At 62.7% G+C, this 23,295-nt stretch carries 15 protein-coding genes; 9 read left to right on the top strand and 6 right to left on the bottom strand.

The window, feature by feature from the left end:
* Positions 1-3: 3 nt before the first annotated feature.
* A complete protein-coding gene (locus tag IPM84_09580; protein MBK9093015.1) occupies positions 4-1,212 on the bottom strand; it encodes a 6-phosphofructokinase in 1,209 nt (402 codons plus the stop codon).
* Between the two features lie 270 nt (positions 1,213-1,482).
* Between IPM84_09580 and IPM84_09575 the strand changes: the two genes are divergently transcribed.
* Complete coding sequence (locus IPM84_09575) at positions 1,483-1,740, top strand: hypothetical protein (GenBank protein MBK9093014.1); 258 nt, start codon at positions 1,483-1,485, stop codon at positions 1,738-1,740.
* A 172-nt stretch (positions 1,741-1,912) separates the two neighbouring features.
* Here the strand turns inward: IPM84_09575 and IPM84_09570 are convergent, their stop codons facing one another.
* Complete coding sequence (locus IPM84_09570) at positions 1,913-2,716, bottom strand: DUF4397 domain-containing protein (GenBank protein MBK9093013.1); 804 nt, start codon at positions 2,714-2,716, stop codon at positions 1,913-1,915.
* A gap of 329 nt (positions 2,717-3,045) precedes the next feature.
* Between IPM84_09570 and IPM84_09565 the strand changes: the two genes are divergently transcribed.
* On the top strand, positions 3,046-4,203 hold the full coding sequence (locus IPM84_09565; GenBank protein MBK9093012.1) for a serpin family protein: 1,158 nt from the start codon (positions 3,046-3,048) through the stop codon (positions 4,201-4,203).
* 933 nt (positions 4,204-5,136) lie between these two features.
* The gene (locus IPM84_09560; GenBank protein ID MBK9093011.1) at positions 5,137-6,006 is read left to right on the top strand and encodes an SUMF1/EgtB/PvdO family nonheme iron enzyme; all 870 of its coding nucleotides are present in this window, start codon (positions 5,137-5,139) and stop codon (positions 6,004-6,006) included.
* 711 nt (positions 6,007-6,717) lie between these two features.
* Here IPM84_09560 and IPM84_09555 read toward each other — a convergent pair.
* Both IPM84_09555 and IPM84_09550 read right to left on the bottom strand, forming a co-directional pair.
* Positions 6,718-9,252: a DUF87 domain-containing protein gene (locus IPM84_09555; GenBank protein MBK9093010.1), complete on the bottom strand. Its 2,535-nt coding sequence runs from the start codon at positions 9,250-9,252 to the stop codon at positions 6,718-6,720.
* Positions 9,253-9,277: 25 nt separating this feature from the next.
* Positions 9,278-9,559, bottom strand: coding sequence for a nucleotidyltransferase domain-containing protein (locus IPM84_09550; protein MBK9093009.1), 282 nt, complete (start codon positions 9,557-9,559; stop codon positions 9,278-9,280).
* On the opposite strand from IPM84_09550, the gene IPM84_09545 reads away from it, so the two are divergent.
* Positions 9,558-9,875 carry a hypothetical protein gene (locus tag IPM84_09545; protein MBK9093008.1) on the top strand — a complete coding sequence of 106 codons (318 nt, stop codon included), beginning with the start codon at positions 9,558-9,560 and terminating at the stop codon, positions 9,873-9,875. The genes IPM84_09550 and IPM84_09545 overlap by 2 nt on opposite strands.
* A 2-nt stretch (positions 9,876-9,877) precedes the next feature.
* Here IPM84_09545 and IPM84_09540 read toward each other — a convergent pair whose 3' ends face one another.
* A complete protein-coding gene (locus tag IPM84_09540) occupies positions 9,878-10,150 on the bottom strand; it encodes a hypothetical protein (protein MBK9093007.1) in 273 nt (90 codons plus the stop codon).
* Between the two features lie 236 nt (positions 10,151-10,386).
* Entirely contained in the window at positions 10,387-11,685 is a 1,299-nt protein-coding gene (eno, locus tag IPM84_09535) for a phosphopyruvate hydratase (protein ID MBK9093006.1), read from the bottom strand.
* A gap of 287 nt (positions 11,686-11,972) precedes the next feature.
* Between eno and IPM84_09530 the strand changes: the two genes are divergently transcribed.
* The 5 genes from IPM84_09530 to IPM84_09510 all read left to right on the top strand — a co-directional run bounded on the left by IPM84_09530 (position 11,973) and on the right by IPM84_09510 (position 23,036).
* A complete protein-coding gene (locus IPM84_09530) occupies positions 11,973-14,381 on the top strand; it encodes a CHAT domain-containing protein (GenBank protein MBK9093005.1) in 2,409 nt (802 codons plus the stop codon).
* Positions 14,378-18,178, top strand: a complete 3,801-nt coding sequence (locus IPM84_09525; GenBank protein ID MBK9093004.1) for a hypothetical protein — start codon at positions 14,378-14,380, stop codon at positions 18,176-18,178. The genes IPM84_09530 and IPM84_09525 overlap by 4 nt, the downstream gene beginning before the upstream one ends.
* A 3-nt stretch (positions 18,179-18,181) precedes the next feature.
* Positions 18,182-21,109, top strand: coding sequence for a S8 family serine peptidase (locus tag IPM84_09520; protein MBK9093003.1), 2,928 nt, complete (start codon positions 18,182-18,184; stop codon positions 21,107-21,109).
* 17 nt (positions 21,110-21,126) lie between these two features.
* Complete coding sequence (locus IPM84_09515; GenBank protein ID MBK9093002.1) at positions 21,127-21,705, top strand: hypothetical protein; 579 nt, start codon at positions 21,127-21,129, stop codon at positions 21,703-21,705.
* 62 nt (positions 21,706-21,767) lie between these two features.
* Entirely contained in the window at positions 21,768-23,036 is a 1,269-nt protein-coding gene (locus tag IPM84_09510; protein ID MBK9093001.1) for a glycosyltransferase family 1 protein, read from the top strand.
* Positions 23,037-23,295: the final 259 nt, after the last annotated feature.

Raw genomic sequence — 23,295 nt, 5'->3', positions numbered from 1 at the left:
ATGTTATAAATCGCTGCTGGTCATGATGAAGAGCGGCTTCATCTCGAAGCTCTTGTAGTGAGGGCGTAGGCGCTCGGTGTTGTAGAAGCGCCCGACATCCACCACCTTCTTGGTGCTGGTCACAACGTCCAGCGGCACGTGATCGTAGCGTCCGTTCTTCAGTACCACCAGCCGGCCATGCAAGTTTTGCAGGATCAAGTCCAACGCCAGGTTGCCGTAGGCCATCGGCACCACCGAGTCAATGGCGTCGGGGTCGCCGCCGCGCACCAGGTAGCCCAGCTTCTGGTTGATACATTCGATCTTCTTGCCGTTGTTGAATTTGGCCGAGGTCTCCTTGAGCTTTTCCGAAACCACGTCGCCGATGCCGCCCAGTTTGGCATGACCATACGCGTCCTTCTCCGCGTTGTGAAAAATCATCTCGCCGCCCTCGAACATGGCGCCTTCGGAAACCAGCACCACAGAATACTTGCTGGGGTTCTTGAAACGATCGGCCACGAGCAATTCAGTTAGATGCTCCACATTGAATCTGTACTCCGGGATCACACAGCGATTGGCGACGCCGGCCATGGTTGGCAGCATGGCCGTGAACCCGGCATAGCGGCCAAACACTTCCATGACCAGAAAACGCTCATGCGAGCCGGCCGAAGTACGCAGGATGTTGGTCATCGCAATCGTGCGGGTGACGCAGGTGCTGAAACCGATGCAGTAATCGGTGCCAGGCACGTCGTTGTCCATCGTCTTGGGAATGGCGACCACCTTGAAACCTTCCTGCGCCAGGCGCACGCCGTAGCTCAAGGTATCATCACCGCCGATGGGGATCATGTAATCCACGCCCAACCAGGCCAGGTTCTTGAGCACTTCCGGGGTCAGGTCGTTGGTGTCTGCCTGATATTGCTCCTGCAGATGTGCGGGCACGCTCTTGCGTGACACGGTGCTGGGCCGCGTGCGCGAACTGTGCAGGAAGGTGCCGCCGGTGCGGCCCGCTCTGTTCACCACCTCTTCCGTCAGCCACTGGAAGTTATCGCTGTTGTCAGCCTTGTCATCGCGCATGATGTCAATGGCGCCGGCCCAGCCGTGACGGATGCCGACCACCTTGTAGCCCTCGCGCAGTGCCCGGATCGTCACGGCGCGAATGGCCGGATTGAGTCCGGGCACGTCGCCGCCGCCGGTCAGGATACCAATAACGCCCTTGATCTTGTTGATGTTTGCCATAAAGTCAACCTCTGTCTGTCCTCGTCTGTTCATCGGATGGTGATCGAATTTTGCTCCTGAGCCAGGCCCCCCATGGACACCTGAACCCACGACCAAAGTATAGCCATGCATGTCAGCCTGACTATGGTCTATATCATACCCCTACAGGGGGTCTCTCCGGTCCGATCTCCAATCTTCAATCTCCGGTCTCCGGTCTCCGGTCTCCAATTGACAGCATCTCCCGCCGGTGTACAATGGCTGGAGTATTGGAATTTACGAATGAGGCGAACCATGCAATCTCCAGACGACCAAGACCAGGCGATGGGCGTAGCGCCCTGGGAAGAACGGCAGCCCAACGGCTTTGGCTGCATCTTCATCGGCACCGGCGGCGCATTTGCCATCCTCACCGTCCTGAGCTTTATTTTTTTCCAACGCACCGGTCTTTTCGATGTCGTGTCGTTGGGGCTAATTCTGTTTGTGGCGATCTTCGCCGTGGCTCAAATTTGGCTCGGCGTATGGCTGCTGCGCGGGGCGCGGTCGGCGCGTTGAGTTTCACCACGCCGGGGTTAGGTCCCATTGGCGTTCTGTCAGTAAGGCGCCCATACGAGTGAAACGAGCTGCCAACTCGCCCCCCTTTGTTCCGGTGATTGGGATGAGTATATCAAAAAAGGCCGGTGTTCAACACCGGCCTTTTTCACGATCATCAGGGGAGCAGTTGGTTTTAGCGGTTGCGCTTAGCGGCCATACGCACACCGCCGCCCATCATCAGGAGAGCAGCGCCAGCCAACAGGGCCAACAGCATGATGTTCTCGCCGCCAGTCGTGGGCAGGGTTGTCGGCGCAGCGGCGCTCACATGGGTCGAATCCACACTCGGAACCGCTACCAGCGCCGGCTCACCGCCAGCCAGACCCATCGCGAAGACGGTGTAAACCGAGCCATCGTCCAGCTTGACGCCAGGAACGGACAGAGCTACAGTCTCAGTGCCGGCCAGGCGCACTTCCAGGTCATACGTGCCGGCATCCACCGGCGTGTAGTCGCCTACACCCTTGAAGGCCACGTTGCTGAAGATCACTGCCCCACCCTTGACGGCAATATCAACGGCCGGAGCGTCAGGAGACGCATGGACGAAGCGCACGTGAGCCTTGCCAGCGGCCGGGGCGCTGTTGTTATCAACCAGAACCAGCGGCTCGATGTTGGCGAGCTTACCAACGGCGACAACGGTGTAATCCTTGTCGTTGTCCAGGGTCAATGTAGCGGAAATCACGGCCGGTTCAGTCTGGCCTGTGGGAACAACCTGCACCTTGTGCTCGCCCGCGGTCAGACCGGCGTACTGCGTAATGCCCTTGAACGGTGCATTGGTGAAAGCCTTGGCCCCATCTACCCACACATCAACAGCCGGTGCATCCGGTGAAGCATGAACAACACGGACCCGTGGGCCTGCGGCATACGCGCTGAGCGCAGAAACCATCAGGGCGGCAACCATCACAAGCAACACTGTGCTCTTGAAAAGACGACCGAACTTCATCACTGTAATCTCCTTGAAACTCGTCTGAAACATTGATAGTTTGTTTTTACATTAAACAAACCATTTACTAACATGATGCAAAGTTTATACATCTCTTGTCGTTTGCACAGTGTTCGTCATTACAATCTCAGCTCAGAAAACCTACCCTTGAGAGGCTCCGAGTTTGTGCATTCAAGGGTTGTGACGGGGATGACGCCCACAAGACCTTGCACTTTTGCCGCTTTCGGGGTACCATGAAATTGCTTGCAGTCGCCGGCGGTTGGTCCGCGGCGGTGCAGTCGCGAAATGTTGGTTCGCAGCATGCGCCAGCAAACAGAAGGGTTGTTGCTATGAAACCTGATCGAACATCCCTGACCCGGCTCGTGACGGGGAACAACGGCTTTGCCGTTGATCTCTACCGGCAGCTCAGCAAGGCCCAGGGCAATCTTTTTTGTTCTCCGTTTTCGTTGTCCAGCGCGCTGGCGATGACCTTCGCCGGCGCGCGCGGCAACACGGCCGGCCAAATGGCCCAGACTCTGCACTTCGACCTGGACGACGAGGCGCTTCACGCTGCTTTTGCCCAACTGCAGGCCAGCCTGGCCGCGGCCCAACGACCCGGCCAGGTGCAGTTGGCGTTGGCGAACTCCATCTGGCCGCAGATCGGCTACCCGTTCCTGCCAGAATTCCTGGCGCTGCTGCAGCGGTTCTACGGCGTCAGCATCACGCCCGTGGATTATGCCACAGCGACCGAGACGGCGCGCCAGGCAATCAACACCTGGGCCGAGCAGCACACCGCCGGCAAAATCAAGGACCTGTTGGAACCCGGCATTCTCGACGAATTGACGCGCCTGGTGCTGGTCAACGCCATTTACTTCAAGGGAACCTGGCTCTACCAGTTCGATCCGGCGCGCACGGCCGAGGCGCGCTTCTGGCTGACGGCCAGTGAGCACGTCACCGCGCCGCTCATGCAGCAGAACTGCCGCCTGCCGTATGCAGAGGTTGACGACATCCAGGTCTTGAGCCTGCCCTACGCCGACGACGCTCTTTCGATGGTCGTGCTCTTGCCTGCCAGGGAAAAGGGGCTGGCCGGTCTCGACGCGCTGTTCACCGCGGAACGCCTGGATCACTGGCTGTTGGGCCTGCGAGAGCGAGAGGTGCAGGTCTTCCTGCCGCGGTTCAAGATCTCCAGCACCCTCAGGCTGGACGCCACCCTGCAAGCGTTGGGCATGACCGACGCGTTCGACGATATGATCGCCGACTTTTCCGGCATGGACGGCATCCCACGCTGGCTCTACATCGCCGCAGCGGTGCAGAAGGCCTGGGTGCAGGTGAACGAGGAGGGTACGGAGGCGGCCGCGGCCACAGCCGTTGTCATGAACTTTCGCGGTGTGTCAGAGCCATCGCCGGTCTTTCGGGCCGATCATCCCTTCGTCTTTCTCATCATGGACCACGCCACGCGCAGCATTCTGTTTTGCGGCCGCGTGGTGGATCCCAGCGGCGCGGAGTAGAACCGTGGATCACGCCTCCGGCTTGCGTTACGGCTTTCCCTGCCACGAATTGCACGAATCGAGCTTCTGCCTTCGTGTCAATTCGTGCAATTCGTGGCAAGAATCCGCCCGGCTTTCCCTGCCACGAATTTCACTAATTTGCACGAATTGAGCTTCTGCCTTCGTTTCGATTCGTGCAATTCGTGGCAAGACCTGGCGCGGCGGGGGATTGACCGCGGCGTCCGCTTGCGGTATGATTGCCTGCGCACGATCTCCTGGCCGAGCGTCCTCTGCTCTTGACGATCATGGCGCAGCTGCACGCCTTCACCGGGCAGCTGCCCGAAGACCGCACCCAACTGTACACCGAGGCGGTGCAATTCTTGAACAACGACTGGAACAAGGCCGGCGTGTTCATTGATTACATTCGTGAGCGGGCCGGTCTGCTCATCCGCCACAAGACCGAAGCCTACACCTTTCCACATCGCACCTTCCAGGAATTTCTGGCCGCGTGTCACCTGGCCAGTCTACCCGATTATGCGAGCGAGGCGGCGCGGCTGGTCCGTGCAGAGCCAGACCGCTGGCGCGAGGTTTTTCTGCTGGCAGCCGGCTATTCTGCCCGCATCAATCTGTTGGGTCAGGCGCTCAACGCCGTCAACGCGCTCTGCCCCTTCGAACCGGACGCGCCGCGGTCGGCAGCGCTGACAAACTGGCCTGCGGCGCCGCTTGCCGGCATGGCGCTGCTGGAAATTGGCCTGGTGGGCGTGCAGCGAGAACCGGTGGGCCAGGCTGTGCAACAACGTGTGCAGCGCTGGCTGCAGCTTGGTATGCGACATGATGTCTTGACGCCCCGTGAACGCGCCGAGGCCGGTGCTGGCGCGGCTGGGCGACCCGCGGGTGGAAGTGCTGACCAGCGCGGCCATGGAGTTCTGCTATGTCCCGGCCGGGCCGTTTTGGATGGGAAGCCGGGACGATCCGGATGCGGAGAGGGACGAGCAGCCGCACCGGCTGGAAATCCCTTACGGCTACTGGATCGGCCGCTACCCGGTGACGAATGCGCAGTTCGGGGAGTTCGCGGCCGCAGGCGGCTACCGCGAGGCGCGTTACTGGGGCGAGGCTAAGGCGGCCGGGTATTGGAATTCGGACGGGTTTAAGGGGAGACGGGACTACGAGCGGCGCCAGACGCCGTCCAATTTTGGCGAGCCGCGCAATCTTCCGAATCACCCGGTCGTCGAGGTGAGCTGGTACGAGGGGCTGGCGTACACGCGCTGGCTGCAGGAATGGCTGACGGGACAGATCCCGGCCGGGTGGCGCGTGCGTCTGCCCAACGAACCGGAGTGGGAGAAGGCGGCGCGGGGCGGGATCGAGATACCGGCGCAGGCGTTGATGCGGTTGGTTGCCCAAGGGCTGACCGACGAGAGGGCGCCGCGAATGCAGCTCAATCCCCTGGAACGGCAGCGCTACCCGTGGGGGAACGAGCCGGACGCCAACCGGGCGAACTACGACGAGAGCGGGATCGGGACGACGAGCGCGGTGGGCTGTTTTGCGGGCGGCGCGAGTGTGTATGGGGTGGAGGAGCTGAGCGGCAATGTGTGGGAATGGACGCGCAGCCTGTGGGGATCCGACTACCAAAAGCCCAGTTACGGCTATCCGTATGTGGCAACGGATGGCCGCGAGAACCTGGCGGTCGGATCTTCTGATCTGCGGATCATACGAGGAGATTCTTATTATGTCAACAAAACCCTCGTTCGGTGCGCCCGGCGCTTCAGGTACTTCCCGCTCAATTGGAACTTCAACCTCGGTTTTCGGGTGGTGGTGTCCCCATGATGACTCTGGCCTCTGACTCCCCCTTGCGCAGGCTGGCTGCCGCTCGAATCGCCGGGCAAGCCGAGATCGTTCTCGGCGGCGAAGGCCCCTTACCCGGCGGGCCTGCGCAAGGTTGGGCGATTGGCCGGCTGCCAACCCTCGCAGGGGTACGTACACATCGCAGCGTTCATGGTCTGATACACTCCCCGTGAATGAATTCACGGTCTGATACACCGAAACCTGCTGAAGCAGGTTGGTGTTGGGTATGACGGCTGAATTCGCAAACTCGCGGAGAGCGAATTGACGGCCTCAACCACCAGAACCTGACAAGACCGGTTTCCACCAGCGCAACCCGCTTGAGCGGGTTTGACGTATCAGACACCGAATTCATTCGGTGGTTTTGGGTGTGACGGCTGAATTCGCAAAACTCGCGGAGAGCGAATTCACGGCCTCAACCACCAGAACCTGTCACGACGGGTTCCCACCAACGCAACCCGCTTGAGCGGGTTTGACGTATCAGACACCGAATTCATTCGGTGGTTTTGGGTGTGACGGCTCGAGGCGCGAGATTCGGGGCAGAGCGAATTCACGGGCTGAGCCACCCGTGAATTCGCAACGCTCTCCCGAATATGCTTTGCGTTCTGGCATCCCTGCGTTGAAACTTCTCCCCCTCAAATCCGTTCGACGGCGAGGGTCTGCCGGTTGATGCGGAAGTTGTGCGCCTGGGTCAGCCTACCACGCCGGCGTCAGCATCCCATTGGCGTTCTGCCAGTAAGGCGTCCATACGAGTGAAACGAGCTGGACTGCAATATCGCTCTTCTTGGGTTTGAGCACCAGCGTGTCCATGTCCTCGATGGCTGGATCGTTCCTGGCTGCCAACGCCTTGATGTCCGACTCCAATTCGGCGTCCAGGTCTTCCAACTGCTGCTGCAGCACGCGTACATTCTCCTGCGCACGCGTCACGTCATCGCCCTGCTGCATGGCGCGGCCCACCCCGCGCGCGGCCGTTGTGGCCTTGCCCACGGTTGAGCTGCTGACCGTCTTGCGTCCCAGGAAGGCGCCGAGGATCGTGGCGCCGACCGAAATGGCGGTCTGCATCTTGGCCTGGCTGGCCTGGTTCTGTTCGCGATCCTCCGCCTGCTGCGCGCGGCGAAGCTTCTCCACGAGCGCGGCGCGCTTCGGCGCGTATTTCCTGCGCAGGGTGTCGGCTGCCTCATCGCGCTGCTCATGCACCACCTGGCTCAGGCGCACGCGGAAGTCGCGCTCGCTTTCACCGGGGTTGGAAATGGCGCCGGTGCCGGGACTGCGGAAAAGCTCCAACCGGCGCGTGCTGTAGACCCAATCTACAAAATCACGGCTCCATGACACGTAACTCTTCGCGCGGCCGGCCGCCACCGGCAGGTCCGCAAACTGGCCGGGCTTGGATGGCTTCTTCTCCACATCCTTCAGGCTCCACTCTGGTGCGACGCTCTCATCCCAGTTGACCGGCACCGCCGCGTCGCTGATGGCGGTCACCACAATGGTGCTGTCTGCGGTATCAATTTTCGACCGCGCATCGGCATAGCGAATCTTGGCGGCGCCCACGAGCATGGGCTGATAGACCAACATGCCGCCGCTGCCGCGCACAGGAATGAAGAACTGGCTGACATCTGGCGGCAGGGTGGGTTGCAGGCCGGCGGCCTGGGCGCCTGGTGTGGCCCTGGCCGGCGCTTTGCCCAGGGCCACGGCAGCCGGGGCATCCTCATCAAAAGATGTGGGCGGCGGTGCGGCGTCGTCAGACGCCCCAGTCACCGCCGCTGCCGCCGCCGGCCTGGTTCTGGTCGCCGCCGCGGGCGCGGCAATGGGCAGGCGCGCCTTGTACGGATCCATCAATATCTTGATCTGGCTGCGTGTCAACGGCCCGCGCAGGTAGGACATGGCCCAGCGCGTGGTGAAGACCACCGGCTCATCCTCGTGCGTGTTGTTCATCAGGAAGACGCGATTGCCCAGCCCTGAGATGATCTGCTCCATGCGGGAGCGGTCGAAACTGGCGCCGGCCGCGGTGACCGCGCCCTCCAGGCCGTCCATCACGCGCGCCTTGTCGCGCTCGGTCTGCAGGCGGCCAATGAACCAGGTGCCGGTATTGCTCAGGCCCTTGTAATCCAGGTCAACCGGGTTCTGCGTGGCCAGGACGATGCCCACGCCAAACGCGCGCGCCTGCTTGAGCAGGGTCAACAGCGGCAGCTTGGAGGGCGGGTTGGCAACGGGCGGGAAATAGCCAAAAATCTCATCCATGTAGACCAGCGCGCGCAGGCTGGTAGTGCCCGACTGGGTGCGCATCCAACCGAGGAACTGGTTGAGCAACAGGGAGACGAAAAACATGCGCTCGGCGTCGCCGAGATGGGCAATCGAGAAGATGGCGACGCGCGGTTTGCCCTTGGGCGTGTAGAGGATTTGACCGATGTCCAGGGGTACGCCTTCCATCCAGGTGGCAAAGCCGGGCGAGGCCACCAGATTGTTGAGCGCAAGCACCAGGTTGAAACGATCTCTGGCCGGGTAGAATGCCTCCAGATCGAGCACGCCGATGCGGGTCATGGGCGGAGTCTGAATCGCCTGGATGAGCGAAGCCAGATCGAGATCGTGACCATCGAGCCAGGTCCGGGCGATGATGGTGGAGACCAGGATGTGCTCGCGACTGGTCAGCGGGTCGGCGCTGATGCCCACCATGCCCAGCAGGCTGGTGACGGTGGTGTTGATGCGCTCTTGCAGCATCTCACCATCGTCCAGGATCTCGAACGGCGGCACCGCGAACGATTTGAGGATAGACACCGGCATGCCGGCGTTGCTGCCCGGGGTGTAGATGGCGAACTCCGCGGCATCGCGCAGGCGCTGGATGCGGCCGCCGTCCTCGCCCCAATCGCCCAGGCCTTTTTTCCAGGTGGCGGCCTGCTGATTGGCGTAGTCTTCAGGCGACAGGCCCTTCTTGGCGGCATCTTCGGCGTTGATCCAGGGCAGGAAGTCCTCGCCGCGCAGTTGCGGGAAAGTCAGGAACAGGTTGCTCAGGTCGCCCTTGGGGTCAATCAAAATGGATGGGATGCCGTCAATCGCGGCTTCTTCGATCAGGCTGATACAGAGGCCGGTCTTGCCCGAACCGGTCATGCCGACACAGACCGCGTGGGTAACCAGGTCTTTGGAGTCGTAGAGGATGGGGCTATCCTCCGCCGCTTTGCGGGCCAGGTCATACTCGCGTCCCAGGTAGAACACACCGAGTTTTTCGAAATCCTGCATAGTGCCATCTCCTTGTCTTTTGAGTTCAGGGGCAATCAACACAGTCTACGCGTCCAAGGTTAAGAGTCAGATGAAGTCTGCGCGTTCTCCAGTCGGATCCCTCTACGAAGCCGCCGCGCACCAGGGAGCCGAACAGGATCACGCGATGCATGCTGTACTGCTGGCGCAGATGATCGGCCAAACGGCTGGCCTCTGCGCGCGCTTGGCAGGCGAGGCATGCGTGATGGGCTGCCAACTGCTGCTGGCTGCGCCGACAAACCGCCACGTACCGCGCCATGTCGCCGGCAGGATAGGTTGATGTGTCCATGTCCAGGTTCCTCGTCGAAGTCATTTTAGCACAAGTGACGCGGATTGTCATCATGAACGGCCGTAACGCAACGGCCGCTGGCGTCAGCGGATCGGCGCTGGCGATAACAGTAGAAGCCAGGATTATCCTTTCCGGCGTACCGACAACAAAAAACGCCGCCGACCAGGTAATCTGGCCGCCGACGTTTTTTAGAATCGGTCAAGGAGCAATTTTTCGCTTTTTGACCAGGCTACTGCAAGCGGGCATGATTTGCGCCTGTTTCCTTAGGCGGAAAAGTGAAGTCTATTCCCGCTTGCAGCATAGATCTTTGAATTGACTTTAGCCGAGCCGGGCAGCCGGGCTGCGACGATGACGCATGGAGCGTGAGGGGATCGCTTGCAAGGCCCAGGCCACTTCGCTGCTGGCGTTGTGCAGACGCCGGGTGGCAATGGGGTGACTGCCCATCAGCCGCGGGCTGACGCGCAACAGGTTCAGCGTCACACGCAGGAAGAGGCGCCCCAGCCACGCGCGGCCCTGGGAGGTCAGGGTCAATACGATACCGCCCAAAATCAGAGTGACAAGCGCCAAAATGGCCCCAAAAGATGCCAACATGATCGTTTCCTCCTCCATAGTCACCGGTCTTCCTGAGCCTCACCTATCGGCTGAGACATGAATCAAGAATAGCACAAGTGTTCTAGCCTGTCAAATCTGTATTCTTCCCGAACATGACGTGGTCGCATCCTGGCTTTTGTGTCCCCGTGTGCTCAGCAGTTCGTAGTGACGGCTTTAGCCGTTTCTGCGGCCAGAGCGACTGAAGTCGCCACTACGAACCAGCGGATCACTTACACCTAACTGTCCTGGTGCTTCTGACGGAACGCCTTGAGGCCGGGGTAAACCGCGGCTTTGCCCAGTTGCTCTTCGATGCGCAGCAGTTGATTATACTTCGCCACGCGGTCCGAACGGGCCGGCGCGCCGGTCTTGATCTGGCCGCAGTTCAGGCCCACAACCAGGTCGGCAATCGTCGAGTCCTCGGTCTCGCCGGAGCGGTGCGAGGTGACGACGGTCCAGCCGGCGCGATGGCTCATGTCCACCGCGGCGATGGACTCGGTCAGTGTGCCGATCTGATTGACCTTGCACAGCAGGGAGTTGCACGATTTCTCGGCAATGGCACGCTCGATGCGCTCCACGTTCGTCACCAGCAGGTCATCGCCTACGATCTGCAGTCTGTGGCCCAATTTGGCATTCAGATGCTGCCAGCCTTCCCAATCATCCTCGGCCAGGCCATCTTCCAGCGAGATGATCGGGTACTGATTTGCCCAGCCCACGTAGAACTCTACCATCGCCTCGCTGGTCATCTCGCGGCCTTCCTTGGCCAGGACATAGACTTTGCGCTCCGCGTCATAAATCTCACTCGCAGCCGGATCCAGGGCAATCCAGATGTCCACACCCGGCTTGTAACCGGCGACCTCGATGGCCTGCAAGATCACCTCGATGGCCTCGGCGTTGGAGCCGAGCGACGGCGCAAAACCGCCCTCGTCGCCCACATTGGTGCCGAAGCCCTTCTTGGTCAGCACCTTCTTCAGCGCCGCGTAGGTCTCCGCGCCCCAGCGCAGGCCCTCGCGGAAGGTCGGCGCGCCCACCGGCATCACCATGAACTCCTGAAAATCGGTGGAGTTGACCGCATGCTTGCCGCCGTTGAGGATGTTCATCATCGGCACTGGCAGGGTGCGCGCACTGACGCCGCCCAGGTAGCGGTAGAGCGGCAGGCCGACGGCCGCCGCGGCCGCCTTGGCCACGGCCAGTGAAACACCCAGGATGGCATTGGCGCCCAGGTTGCGCTTGGTGGGCGTGCCGTCCAGGCCGATGAGGAAGTTGTCAATCCCCACCTGGTCGAGCGCGTCCCAGCCCAGTAGTTGCTCGGCGATCTTGTCGTTGATGTTCTCCACCGCCTTCAGCACACCTTTGCCGCCATAGCGCGACTTATCGCCATCGCGCAACTCCAGCGCCTCATGCACACCGGTGGAAGCGCCGGACGGCACCGCCGCCATGCCGCTGTAGCCATCGGTCAATACCACCTCAACCTCAACCGTGGGGTTGCCGCGCGAATCCAGGATCTCACGGGCCGTAATATCTTCGATGATAGTCATGTTCAGACTCCTTTGTGGACTTCTTGTATTACTTTTTGTTGCGCCACCGCGGGCCAGCCGCCGACGACTGCAAACAAGAAGATGATACCCCGAAAGTAACAAAAGTGCAAGGTTATAGTGGAGATCGGAGACCGCTCTGCCCTCTGCACTTTGCACTTTGCACTCTCTGTGTTTTCTCCAAGATTGGAGATTGGACTTTCTGCGTTTTCTCCGAAAACGCATTGCACGTTGTATAATCCACACACTTCTCCCACCTATTCAGCTCTGAGCGTTCATCATTCCATACTATGTCCGACACGACGTATCTGCAATTCGATTTATTGATTGACCGCGGCGCCACGGGCTATCGGGTGCGTGTGCTGAACTCGCCGGCCGGTCAGGCCAGCGGCGCGTTGACCCTGCCGCCGGATTTCGCCGCGTCCGCGGATTGGTCCGCGCCGGCAGCGGCCCGCGTGCAGGGGCAGCGCCTGTTCGAAGCGGTACTGGCCGGCGATGTGGGCGCCTGCTACCGCCGCAGCCTGGACGAAGCGCGGCGTCAGGGCGCGGGGCTGCGCCTGCGCCTGCGTCTGGCCGACGCGCCCGAACTGAGCGCCTGGCCCTGGGAATATCTTTTCGACCCACAGCAAGCTCGATTTCTGTGCCTGACGCCAGACACGCCGCTGGTGCGCTTCCTGGAACTGCCTATCCCGGAACACCGCGCGATCGTCAAACCGCCGCTGCGCCTCCTGGTGGTCATCGCTAACCCGAGCGATACGCCCGCGCTCAACGCCGCGCAAGAATGGGCGCACCTGGCCGCCGCGGTGGAACCCCTGGAGGCGCGCGGCCTGTTGCAGGTGGAGCGGTTGGAGCAGGCGACCCTGCCCGCTCTGCAGCGCCGTTTACGCCAGCAGGATGTGCATTTGCTGCACTTCATTGGCCACGGCGCTTTCGATCCAACCACCCAGGAGGGGCTGCTGATCTTCGAGGATGAGGCGCGCCAGAGTCGGCTGGTCAGCGGACAAACCGTGGGCACCCTGTTGGGCGGCCGCCCGCCCGCGCTGGTGTTTCTCAACGCGTGCGAAGGCGCGGCCAGCAGCAGCGGTAATGCCTTTGCCGGGGTGGCGCAGAGCCTGGTACAGCAGGGCATCCCTGCCGTCATCGCCATGCAGACCGCCATCAGCGATGCGGCCGCCGTGGCCCTGAGCCAGGAATTCTACGGCGCGCTGGCTGATGGCTATGCCGTGGACAGCGCGCTGGTGGAAGCGCGTAAAGCCGTGTTTGCCACCGGCAACCCGCTGGAATGGGGCGTGCCGGTGCTGTTCATGCGCGCTCCGGATGGCCGCCTGTTCGATGTGCAGCCGTTGAGCCAGGCTGAACGGCAGCAGAATCAGATCGCCACGCTGCTGCGTCAGGCCGCGGGCGCACAGGCCGGCGAGGACTGGCCCACCGCCGTTCAGAAACTACAGACGATTCTGCAACTCGATCCAAACCAGACCGAAGCGGCTCGTTGCTTGCGTGATGTGCAAAAACAGCAGGAAATGGTCGCAGCCTTTGCCAGCGGGCAGGAGCACTATAACGCCGGCCGCTGGCGGCAGGCGCTCGATTATTTCCTGCGCGTGCAAGACCTGGGCGGCAACTTCAGGGGGGTCTTTGGCCTGTTGGCCACCGTCAAGATGAAGATCGCGCAGAGCGAACAACCCGAGCCAATCGCCCGCCAGCCCGCTGCTACCGATCATGCGTTTTCGGAGAAAACGCAATTGGTGTATGGTCCGATCATCAAGGCGCTGATGGCCGGACGCCTGGTGCCGGTGTTGGGGCCAGGCGTCAACCTGTGCAGCCGGCCGCCCGGCGTCGGTTGGCAGACCGGCCAATACCTGCCTACGGCCGATGAACTGTCCACGCACCTGGCTGACACCTTTGGGTATCCCCTGACCGAGCGCTCAAATCTGGCCAAAGTCGCGCAAGTCATCGCGGTCATGCGCGATGTGGGCCCGCTCTATGAAGAACTGCACCCTATCTTCGATGCCAACTATCCGCCAACGCCGGTACACCAATTGCTGGCCGCTCTGCCCGCCGCGCTGCGCAAGCAGGGCTGCGCTTATCCGCATCAACTAATTATTACTCTTAACTACGATGATGTTCTGGAGCGCACCTTGCAGGCCGCGGGCGAACCGTGCGATGTCGTAACCTATGTGGCGGAAGGCGATCAGCGGGGATCTTTCCTGCACGACCCCAGCGGCGAGACAGAGAATATCCTGATCGAGCGGCCCAATGAGTACCTGGATCTACCGATTGATCAGACCGCGGCCCGGCGCATGCTCATTCTCAAGCTTCATGGCGCCATTGACCGCCAGCACGACGACGCTGACAGCTATGTCATCACCGAGGATCATTTCATCAACTTCATCCCGCGCATGGACATCGCTGCCATTGCGCCGGCGCCGCTTCTCGCCTTTCTCAAACGCAGCTACTTTCTCTTCCTCGGCTTCGATCTGAGCGCCTGGAACTCGCGCACGGTCTTGCACCGTGTTTTCTCCCCCAAGCGTGGCTATGCCTGGGCCGTGGAGCCGGAACCGGCCATCATCAGCCAAAAATTCTGGAGCCGTCACAACGTGGACATCCTCGACCTGAGCCTGGAGCAGTTCGTGGCCGGCTTGAGTGAACGTCTGCAAAACCTCTTTAACGACGGGGGACGGGGAACCGGGAGCCGTTCATGAACGATCATGCCTTGCCATTCTCGCCCTACAAAGGCTTGATTCCCTACAGCGAGAATGACGCCAACTTCTTCTTTGGCCGCCAGCGTGAGCGCGACATGATCGAGGCCAACCTGATTGCCACACGCCTGACGCTGCTCTATGGCGCCAGCGGCGTGGGCAAAAGCTCCGTGCTGCGCGCCGGAGTCGTCCATCACCTGCGTCACCTGGCCGCCGAGGACCTGGCCAACCACGGCAACCCGGAGTTCGCCGTCGTCATCGTCAACGCCTGGCGCGATGACCCCCTGACCAGCCTGCTGAACAGCGTCTACACCGCCCTGCAGGCCGACTTGGGACCTCTGCATCCGGCCGTCGCCTCCCTGGCTCCGCCCTCTGCCGCCGCGTTCGTGCCCACCCTGCAGGCCTGGACCACCGCGCTCGACTGCGACCTCCTGCTGATCCTCGATCAATTCGAGGAATACCTCTTCTACCATGCCACGGAAGATGGTCTGGGCACCCTGGCGATGGAGTTTCCGCGCGCGGTCAATCACCCCGATCTGCGCGTCAACTTCCTCATTGCCATTCGTGAGGATGCCCTGGCCCGGCTTGATCGCTTCAAGGGCCGCATTCCCCGCCTGTTCGAGAACTACCTGCGCATCCAACACCTGGATGTGGCGGCCGCCCGCGACGCCATCGAGCAGCCGCTGCTGACCTATAACCGCCTCATGGCGCCAGTCCAGCCCGTCACCATCGAACCGGCCCTGGTGGATGAGGTGCTGGCGCAGGTGCAGACCAACCAGGTGTTTGTGGGAGAATCGGGCCGCGGCGCCGTGAGCGGCGCCGGCGGTCCGGCGCGTGTGGAGACGCCCTATCTGCAGTTGGTGATGAGCCGTCTGTGGGCCGAAGAAGTGCAGGCCGGCGAATCGGTCCTGCGCCTGGCGACCTTGCAGCGTCTGGGCGGCGCGGAGCGCATCGTACGGACCCATCTCGACACCGTCATCAGCACACTGACGCCCGCCGAGCAGGATCACGCCGCGCGTATCTTTCATCATCTGGTCACGCCGTCCGGCACCAAGATCGCGCACAGCGTGCCCGACCTGGCCGAGTACAGCGGACTGACGCCTGCCCAGTTGGAGCCGGTGCTGGAAAAACTGTCCAGTTCGAGTATGCGCATCTTGCGCCCGGTGGCGCCGCCGCCCGATCAGGCGGCTGTCTCGCGCTTCGAGATTTTTCACGATGTCCTGGCCGCGCCCATCCTGGACTGGCGGACGCGCTACGTCCATGCGGTGGAACAGGCCGCGGCCGCGGCCCGCCTGCTGGCCGAACGCGCCGCGGCCGAGCAGCGCCTGCGCCAGCAGCAGGCCGAAGCCGCGGCCCGCCTGGCCCAGGAACGCCGCCGAGTCCGGAGCCTGCGCCTGACCGCGCTGGGCCTTCTCGCCCTGCTCCTGCTCATGGTGGGCCTGGCGGCCTATGCGCGCAACCAGTACCTGATCGCGACGCAGGCCACTGTTGCGGCCAGGGACGCCGCGTCGCGCAACATTGCCGTCAGCGCCAACCTGCAGATGCAGACGGACCCCGAGTTGAGCGTGCTGCTGGCGCAGTCTGCCGCGCAGTTGTACCCCAATCTGCAGGCCGAAGATGCCCTGCGCCAGGCGCTGATCGCCTCTCCCATTCGTGCGATTCTTTCGGGTTATGAACGTGGCGTGGTCAAGGCCATTTTCTCGCCTGACGGCAGCTATCTCGCGGCCGCGGACTACAACGGGTTGATCGGAATCTGGGATGCCGCCACGTTTCGCCATGTGGCCTGGCTGCGCGGTCACACGCCGCGCATCTTCGATCTGGCCTTCAGCCCGGACAGCCGTCTGCTCGCCAGCGGCGGCACCGGCGCGGTCGTGCGTCTGTGGGACGTGCCCAGCGGCGCCCTGCACGCGGAGATCGCCAATCTCGGCGGTGAGGTCTATCATGTCAATTTCAGCCCCGACGGCGCCCTGTTGGCGATTGGCAGCGGCAGTCACACCGGATACGTGTGGGACGTGCAGGCCGGGGAGATGACCCTCTTTCTCGAAGGGCACCGCAACGGCCTCATCAGTGCAGTCTTTTCACCCGACGGCTCGGTCATTGCCACGACCAGCCAGGACAACACGGCGCGCCTGTGGGAGACAGCCTCCGGCCGGCCACTGGCCGTGCTGGCCGGCCATGATGCCGAGATCGTAGATGTCTCGTTTAGCGCCAACGGGCAATGGCTGGCAACCGCAAGCGGGGATGACACGGCTCGCGTGTGGAAGCTGCCCGCCGGCGAGTTCCATCGCGAATTTCGCGGTCACACCGACCGCGTGTTGGTGGTCAGGCTCAGCGCAGATGGCCGCCGTCTTTTCACCGCTTCAGCCGACGGTCGTGCCATCGTCTGGGATGTGGCCAGCGGGCAGCCGCAGGCCGAGCTGCGCCATCAGGATCGAATCACCGCCCTGGAACTCAGCCCTGATGAGCGCCTGTTGTTGACCAGCAGCGCCGATCGCACGGCCGCCCTGTGGAGCACGCGCACCTGGCAGCGCCTGACCACCTTGCGCGGCCACACCGATGCGGTCAACTGCAGCCAGTTCGACGCCAGCGGCCACCTGGTCATCACCGCGGGTCAGGACAACACGGTGCGCGTGTGGACCGCCAACGCCGGGCAGCCCTTGCAGGTGTTGGCGGAGATGCCCTCTACCGCGCCCGGCTGCGACGGTTCGTGCAACCCGGTCTGGAGCGCGATCTTCAGCCCGGACGGCAGTCGCGTCGTGACCGCCAACGCCAACGGCACAGTCGGCCTGTGGGACGCGCTCAGCGGCGCCCGCCTGGCAACGCTGGCCGGCCATGAGGGCGCAGTCTACCAGGCGGCCTTCAGCCCGGATGGACAGCAGATCCTCAGCGCCGGTCAAGATGGCAGCGTGCGTCTGTGGCCGGTCAACCCCGCTGGTGAACCGGTCATCTGGCGCGGGCACAGCGGCCCGGTCAACCACGCGGTTTTCAGCGCGGACGGCAAGCGGGCGCTCACCACCAGCAACGATCAGACCGCCCTGCTCTGGGACGTCGCCAGCGGCCAGGTCATGGCAACGCTACGCGGTCACAGCGGCGCGGTGCTGGCCGGCGCGTTCAGCCCAGACGGGACGCGTGCGGTCACGGCCGGCGCCGACGGCAGCGCCATCATCTGGAATGTGGGCCGCGGCGAGGCGCAAAGCACCCTCAGCGGGCACAGCGCGTTGGTCTATGACGCGGTTTTCAGCCCGGACGGCCGCCTGGTCGCCACGACCAGCGCCGATGGCACGGCCCGCCTGTGGGATGCGAGCAGCGGGCAGCCGCAGGGCGCTCCGCTGGCGCACGAAGGCGCGGTCACGCACGCCCTGTTCAGCCCGGATGGCCGCTTCGTGCTCACCACCAGCCAGGATCAGACCGCGGCGCTGTGGGACGCGGCAAGCGGTCGTCGCCTGTTCAGGCTGGCCGGCCAGCAGGCGCCGGTCACCGCGGCCGCGTTCAGCCCGGATGGCCGCTTTGCCATCACCGGCGGTGACACCGGCGACCCGACGGTGCGCCTGTGGGACCTGCGCACCGGCCAGACCCTGATGACCTTTTGGGGACATGCCGCGGGCGTGCGCGGGTTGAGCTTCAGCGCGGACGGTCGTCACTTCGCCAGCGCGGGCGCGGATGGCGCCGCGCAGGTCTACGACTGCAACGTCTGCGGCAGCCTGGACGACCTGCTGGCCCTGGCGCCCAGCCATGTGACTCGCGAGCTGACCGCGGAAGAGCGGCAGAAGTATTTGTATGAGCTGGCGGTGAGGAGGTAGGAAGTGTGTGGGAAATGGCTACTGGCTGGAATCGGTGTGGTGGCGGTGCTGATGGCGGGGGCGGTGGTTTCTGCAAGGGGCGTCGGGTTGGAGGCCGGGCGTGCGGGGGCGCCCGATGCGGAGATTGGGGATGCCGGGGCGGAATTTTCCTCGGTGTTCTTGTTGTTGGGGGAGCAGGCAGATTTGACGAGCGCGGCCACGATCGAAGATTGGACGGCGCGGGGGCGGGCGGTTTACGCGGCGCTGAGCGAGGTGGCCGGGCGCACGCAGCCGCGTGTGTTGAACCGGCTGGCGCGGCTGAAGGCGGCCGGCCATGTGCAGGCGGTGCAGCCGCTGTGGATTGTGAATGCAATTGCTGTGCGCGCGGACGCGGAGACGCTGAAAACGCTGGCCGCGTGGCCGGAGGTGGCGCGCATCGTGCCCAATCGCAAGCTGGAGCCGCCGGGCGTGGAAATGGCCGCGGGCCAGGCGCAGGCGCCCGCGGGGGTGGAGTGGGGCGTGAGCAAAATTCGCGCGCCGGAGGTCTGGACGACTTATCGGGTCAATGGCGCGGGCGCGGTGGCGGCCAATGTGGATACGGGCGTGGATTTCACCCATCCGGCGCTGGTCAACCAATACCGCGGCAACCTGAGCGTTTTCGGAGAAAACGCAGTAAGCAACGGTGTGTTCGATCACAATTTCAACTGGTATGACCCGACCGGCGTACACCCCGCGCCTGTGGCCGTGGAGGGTAGTCATGGCACGCACGTCATGGGCACGGAGGTGGGCTGGGACGGCGGCGCCAATCAGATCGGCGTTGCGCCCGGCGCGACCTGGATCGCCGCGTACGGGTGCTGCCCCGACAACCTGACCCTGCTGCTGGCGCAGCAGTTCATGCTGGCGCCCACGGACCTGGCCGGGGCCAACGCCAACCCTGACCTGCGACCGCATGTGCTCAATCAGTCGTGGGGCGGGCCTGGCGGCAGTGAGATTTTCCAGCCAGCGCTCGCCGCCTTACGCGCCAGCGGCATCTTTTCCAGCATTTCGGCCGGCAACATGGGCAGCGCGTGCGGCACGCTCGGCTCGCCGGGCGACAATCCGCTGGTGTTCAGCGTTGGTTCCACCGACAGCAGCGACGCCATCGCCGGTTCATCCTCGCGCGGCCCCAATCCCTTCAGCGGGCGGACCGGGCCGGAGGTGTCCGCGCCCGGGGTGATGGTGCGTTCGAGCATTGCCGGCGGCGGCTATCAGAACTACAGCGGTACTTCGATGGCCGCGCCGCATGTGGCCGGCGCGGTGGCGCTCCTGATTTCGCTGGAGCCGAGGCTGGCCGGACAGGTGGAGCAAATCGAAGAGCTGCTGCGCAAGACGGCCGTGCCCCGCACCAGCACGCAGTCCTGCGGCGGCCTGGCCGGCAGCGCAGTACCCAACAACGCCTTTGGCTGGGGCCGCCTGGATGTCAAAGCCGCGGCCGACCTTGTCTGGCAGGCGGGCTACCTGGCCGGCCGGGTGACGAGCAGCGGCCTGCCCATGGCCGGCGCTACCGTCACTTTCAGTCGCATGGGCAAGAGCCTGACCACGATGACCCACGCGGGGGGCGATTTCCGCGTGGTGGCCGGCGCCGGCGTATGGACCGTGGAGGTGAAGGCGTTCGGCTACGCGCCGGCGCTCCATGCCCATGTGACCGTGAGCCAGGATCAAACCACGGCCGTGGACGCTGACCTTGCCGCTTTGCCTGCGGCCGTCGTGCATGGCCGCGTCACCGACAGCGTCACCGGCGAGGGGGCGCCGGCGCTGGTCATGCTGGCGAACGAAGCCAGCGCGGCGCCGGTCTTTGCCGACGCCAGCGGGATGTATTCGCTGCCCGTGCCGGCGACCACCCGCGGCCCGGTCGCGACCGTTGACATCACCGCGCAGCACCCCGGCTTCCACCCGCTCACCCAATCGGCGGCGGTCAGCGGGACGGTTGCCCTGGATTTCAGCCTGAGCGCGCGGCCCAACTACACTTGCCTGGACGACCGCCAGCCCGGCGGCCCGGTTTTCAACTGGCAGGACGCCAGCGACGGCGTCACCTACCACCTGGGCGATGACGCCAGCACTGCATTCTTGCCCCTGGCGCAGCCGTTCACCTACTTCGGCACGCCCTACACCACCGTCACCGTCAACTCCAACGGTTACATCTATTTCACGAACGCGTGGTGGTCGCGCGTGCAGATGATGCTTCCCTTCGAAGGCCCGCCCAACGCCGCGCTCACCGCGCTGGGCGAAGACCTGAACCCGGCGCAGGGCACGCAGGGGCTGGTACATGTCAAGTCCACGGCCAACGCGTTCATTGCGCAGTGGCAGGCCGTGGAGCATTGGGCCAGCGGCGACCCGGAGACATTCGAGATCATTCTGGATTTGCCGACCGGCGCCGTCACCTATCAGTATCAGACGTTGAGCTGGCCGGATTACACCACGGTGGGGCTGGAAGATGCGGCCGGCAGCGTGGGTCAGCTCTACTCGTATGCCAACTCGGCGGCGCTGCAAGGGGGCCGGGCCGTGCGCTTTACGCCCGCCAGCGGCAATGGGGTCTCCTGGGGCTGCGATCACGCGTACACGCTGACCGCGGCGCCGGTGGTTGCGGCCAACACGGTGACCTATCACCTGCACTGGAACGAGGTCGGTTTTGGCGGCGCGGCGTCGGCCGTGTTGACCGCCACGGTGCCGGCGAGCAGCACTTTCGTGGCCGCGTCGGGTGGGGTGCAGCCGCAGGGCGGTGTGCTGACCTGGAGCCTGGGTAACTTGCGCCCGCGGGCCAGTGGGCAGGCCTGGTTCACGGTGCGGCCGCACGGCGCCCAGGCCCTGACGACCGCGACCATTAGCGATCAGAGCGGGCAGGCGCGCACCGTCACGGCCGCAGCGAGCGCACCGGGTATGGTGTGGATGCCGATGATGATGAAGGATGAATGATGAAGGAGGTCTTTGCTGTGGACACTCAGAAATCTCAGTTCAACCGGATTCTGTTGACCGTCCTGATCGTCCTGTACGTGCTCACCCTTGCCGCGTTCAATTATGCCAACTGGGCTGCGGACCCGGAGTTCATGCAATGGTGGATGACGCTGGTCAACAGCGTGCTGCTGTCTATCCCACTGGTGCTGTTGTATGGGGCGATCTATGTGCTGGTGGTCGCCTGGCGCGAGCGCAAGGCCCTCGGTCAGGTCAGCCCCCGCCTGACCAGGATCATCCACTGGGCGCCCCGCATCGCGGCCATCCTGATCATCTTTTTCATCAGCCTCTTCTCCCTCGACGTGTTCAGCATGGATGCGCCCCCGCTGGAGTTGCTGGGCGGCTTCCTGATCCACAACATCCCGTCCATCGGCATGCTGGCGCTGCTGATCGTGGCCTGGAAACGCCCCGCGGTGGGGTTCGTGGCCTTCCTGGTCGCCGGCGTCCTGTTCGCCCTCTTCTTCGTGCGTGATGCCGAGTCCCTGCCCAACCTGCTGATTTTCGTCTTTCCCATTCTGTTGATCGCCGGTCTGTTCTATGCTGACTGGAAATGGGGCTAGGCGGCGCTGTTCTTGGCGCGCACATCCACCCCTGGTTCTATAGTCAGGAAGAGTCACCTGTTATGCAAATAACTATAATCGCAGGAGGAAGCCGCGGCGATGTTCAGCCCTATGTGGCGTTAGGAAAGGGATTGAAGGAAGCGGGGCATACGGTTCGGGTCCTGGCTCCTCAGGATTACCAAGACCTGATAACAGCCTATGGCTTGGAATTCTTTGACATGGGCGGCGGGGTGAAAACAATGACGCAAAGCCAGATGCAGGATATCGTCGAGCAAGGCAATATCCTGAAAATTCTGGCGGTTACAGGACAAGGTGCGCAACAACTTGCCCTTCAATCAGCCATAAATGGGCTGGTGGCTTGTCAGGGTTCTGACATGATCCTTGCCGGCTTCACCGGGCTTTCCAACGGATTAGCTCTTGCGGAAAAGCTGGGTATCCCATTTCTTCAGGCTTACTTAATGCCGTTTACGCCGACAAGCGAATTCCCCGGTGTCCTGACGCCGCAGTTACCACAAACACGGTTGACCCCATGGGCAAATGGCTGGTCGCATCGCTTGGCACAACAGATGATGTGGCAGATGTTACGTTCAGCCGATAACAAAGCTCGTACCCAGATCTTGCAGATGGCGCCCGCCCCATTCTGGGGACCATTTGCATCCCTGCAACGGGAATCACAACCGATTATCTATGGGTACAGCCCGCAAGTGATACCACCTCCTGCCGATTGGGCGGATTACATTCATGTCACCGGGTACTGGTTTTTGGAGCCGCCCGCCGGATGGGAACCACCGAGTGACTTGGTAAATTTCCTACAGGCTGGCCCACCGCCAGTCTATGTTGGCTTTGGCAGTATGCTCAGCCGAAAACCAGAAGAAACCGCCGATTTGGTTTTGCAAGCGTTGGCGCGCACCGGTCAGCGTGCGGTGTTATCGTCGGGCTGGGGCGGGCTAAAAAAAGAGAATTTTCCGACGACCGTATTTATCGTTGGCTCAATTCCCCATAGCTGGCTATTTCCAAAGATGGCTGCGGTTGTGCATCATGGGGGTGCGGGGACCACCGGCGCAGGACTGCAAGCTGGAATCCCATCCATTATCACACCATTTTTTGGTGACCAACCGTTTTGGGGACACCGGGTGTATGAGTTGGGGGTTGGCCCTAAGCCCATTTCGCGCCAGCGCCTAACACTCAAGAACCTGGCGGACGCAATTCAGTGTGCTGTGTACGACATGACGATGCGGAAGAACGCATCCAGTCTGGGGGAGCATATTCGCGCCGAGAATGGAATTGCACGGGCTGTGACAATTATTGAGCAGAATAGGCACCCTAAATAATCCGCCCAGCCCCGGCATGCAACGGACTCGCTACGCTCGCCGCTGATGCCAGAAGTTGGGCTGCTTCAGGCAGGAGCTAATTCTATGCTTGACATTCGTAAGTGCTATCAGCTTTTTTGCGAGCAAGTTGTTCCAATGGTAAGATATTGAGTAGCAGGTTACATCCTGCAAGCGGATACGAACGTTCAGGCTAATGCTGCGATTGACCAGATCAGTTGCACAAAAGGAGACAAGGAGACAATAAAATGACATCCAAGAG

It is taken from the genome of Candidatus Amarolinea dominans, assembly GCA_016719785.1.
GTDB lineage: Bacteria > Chloroflexota > Anaerolineae > SSC4 > Amarolineaceae > Amarolinea > Amarolinea dominans.
The sequence above is the reverse complement of the archived record's forward strand: the minus strand, read 5'-3'. Positions and strand labels throughout refer to the sequence as shown.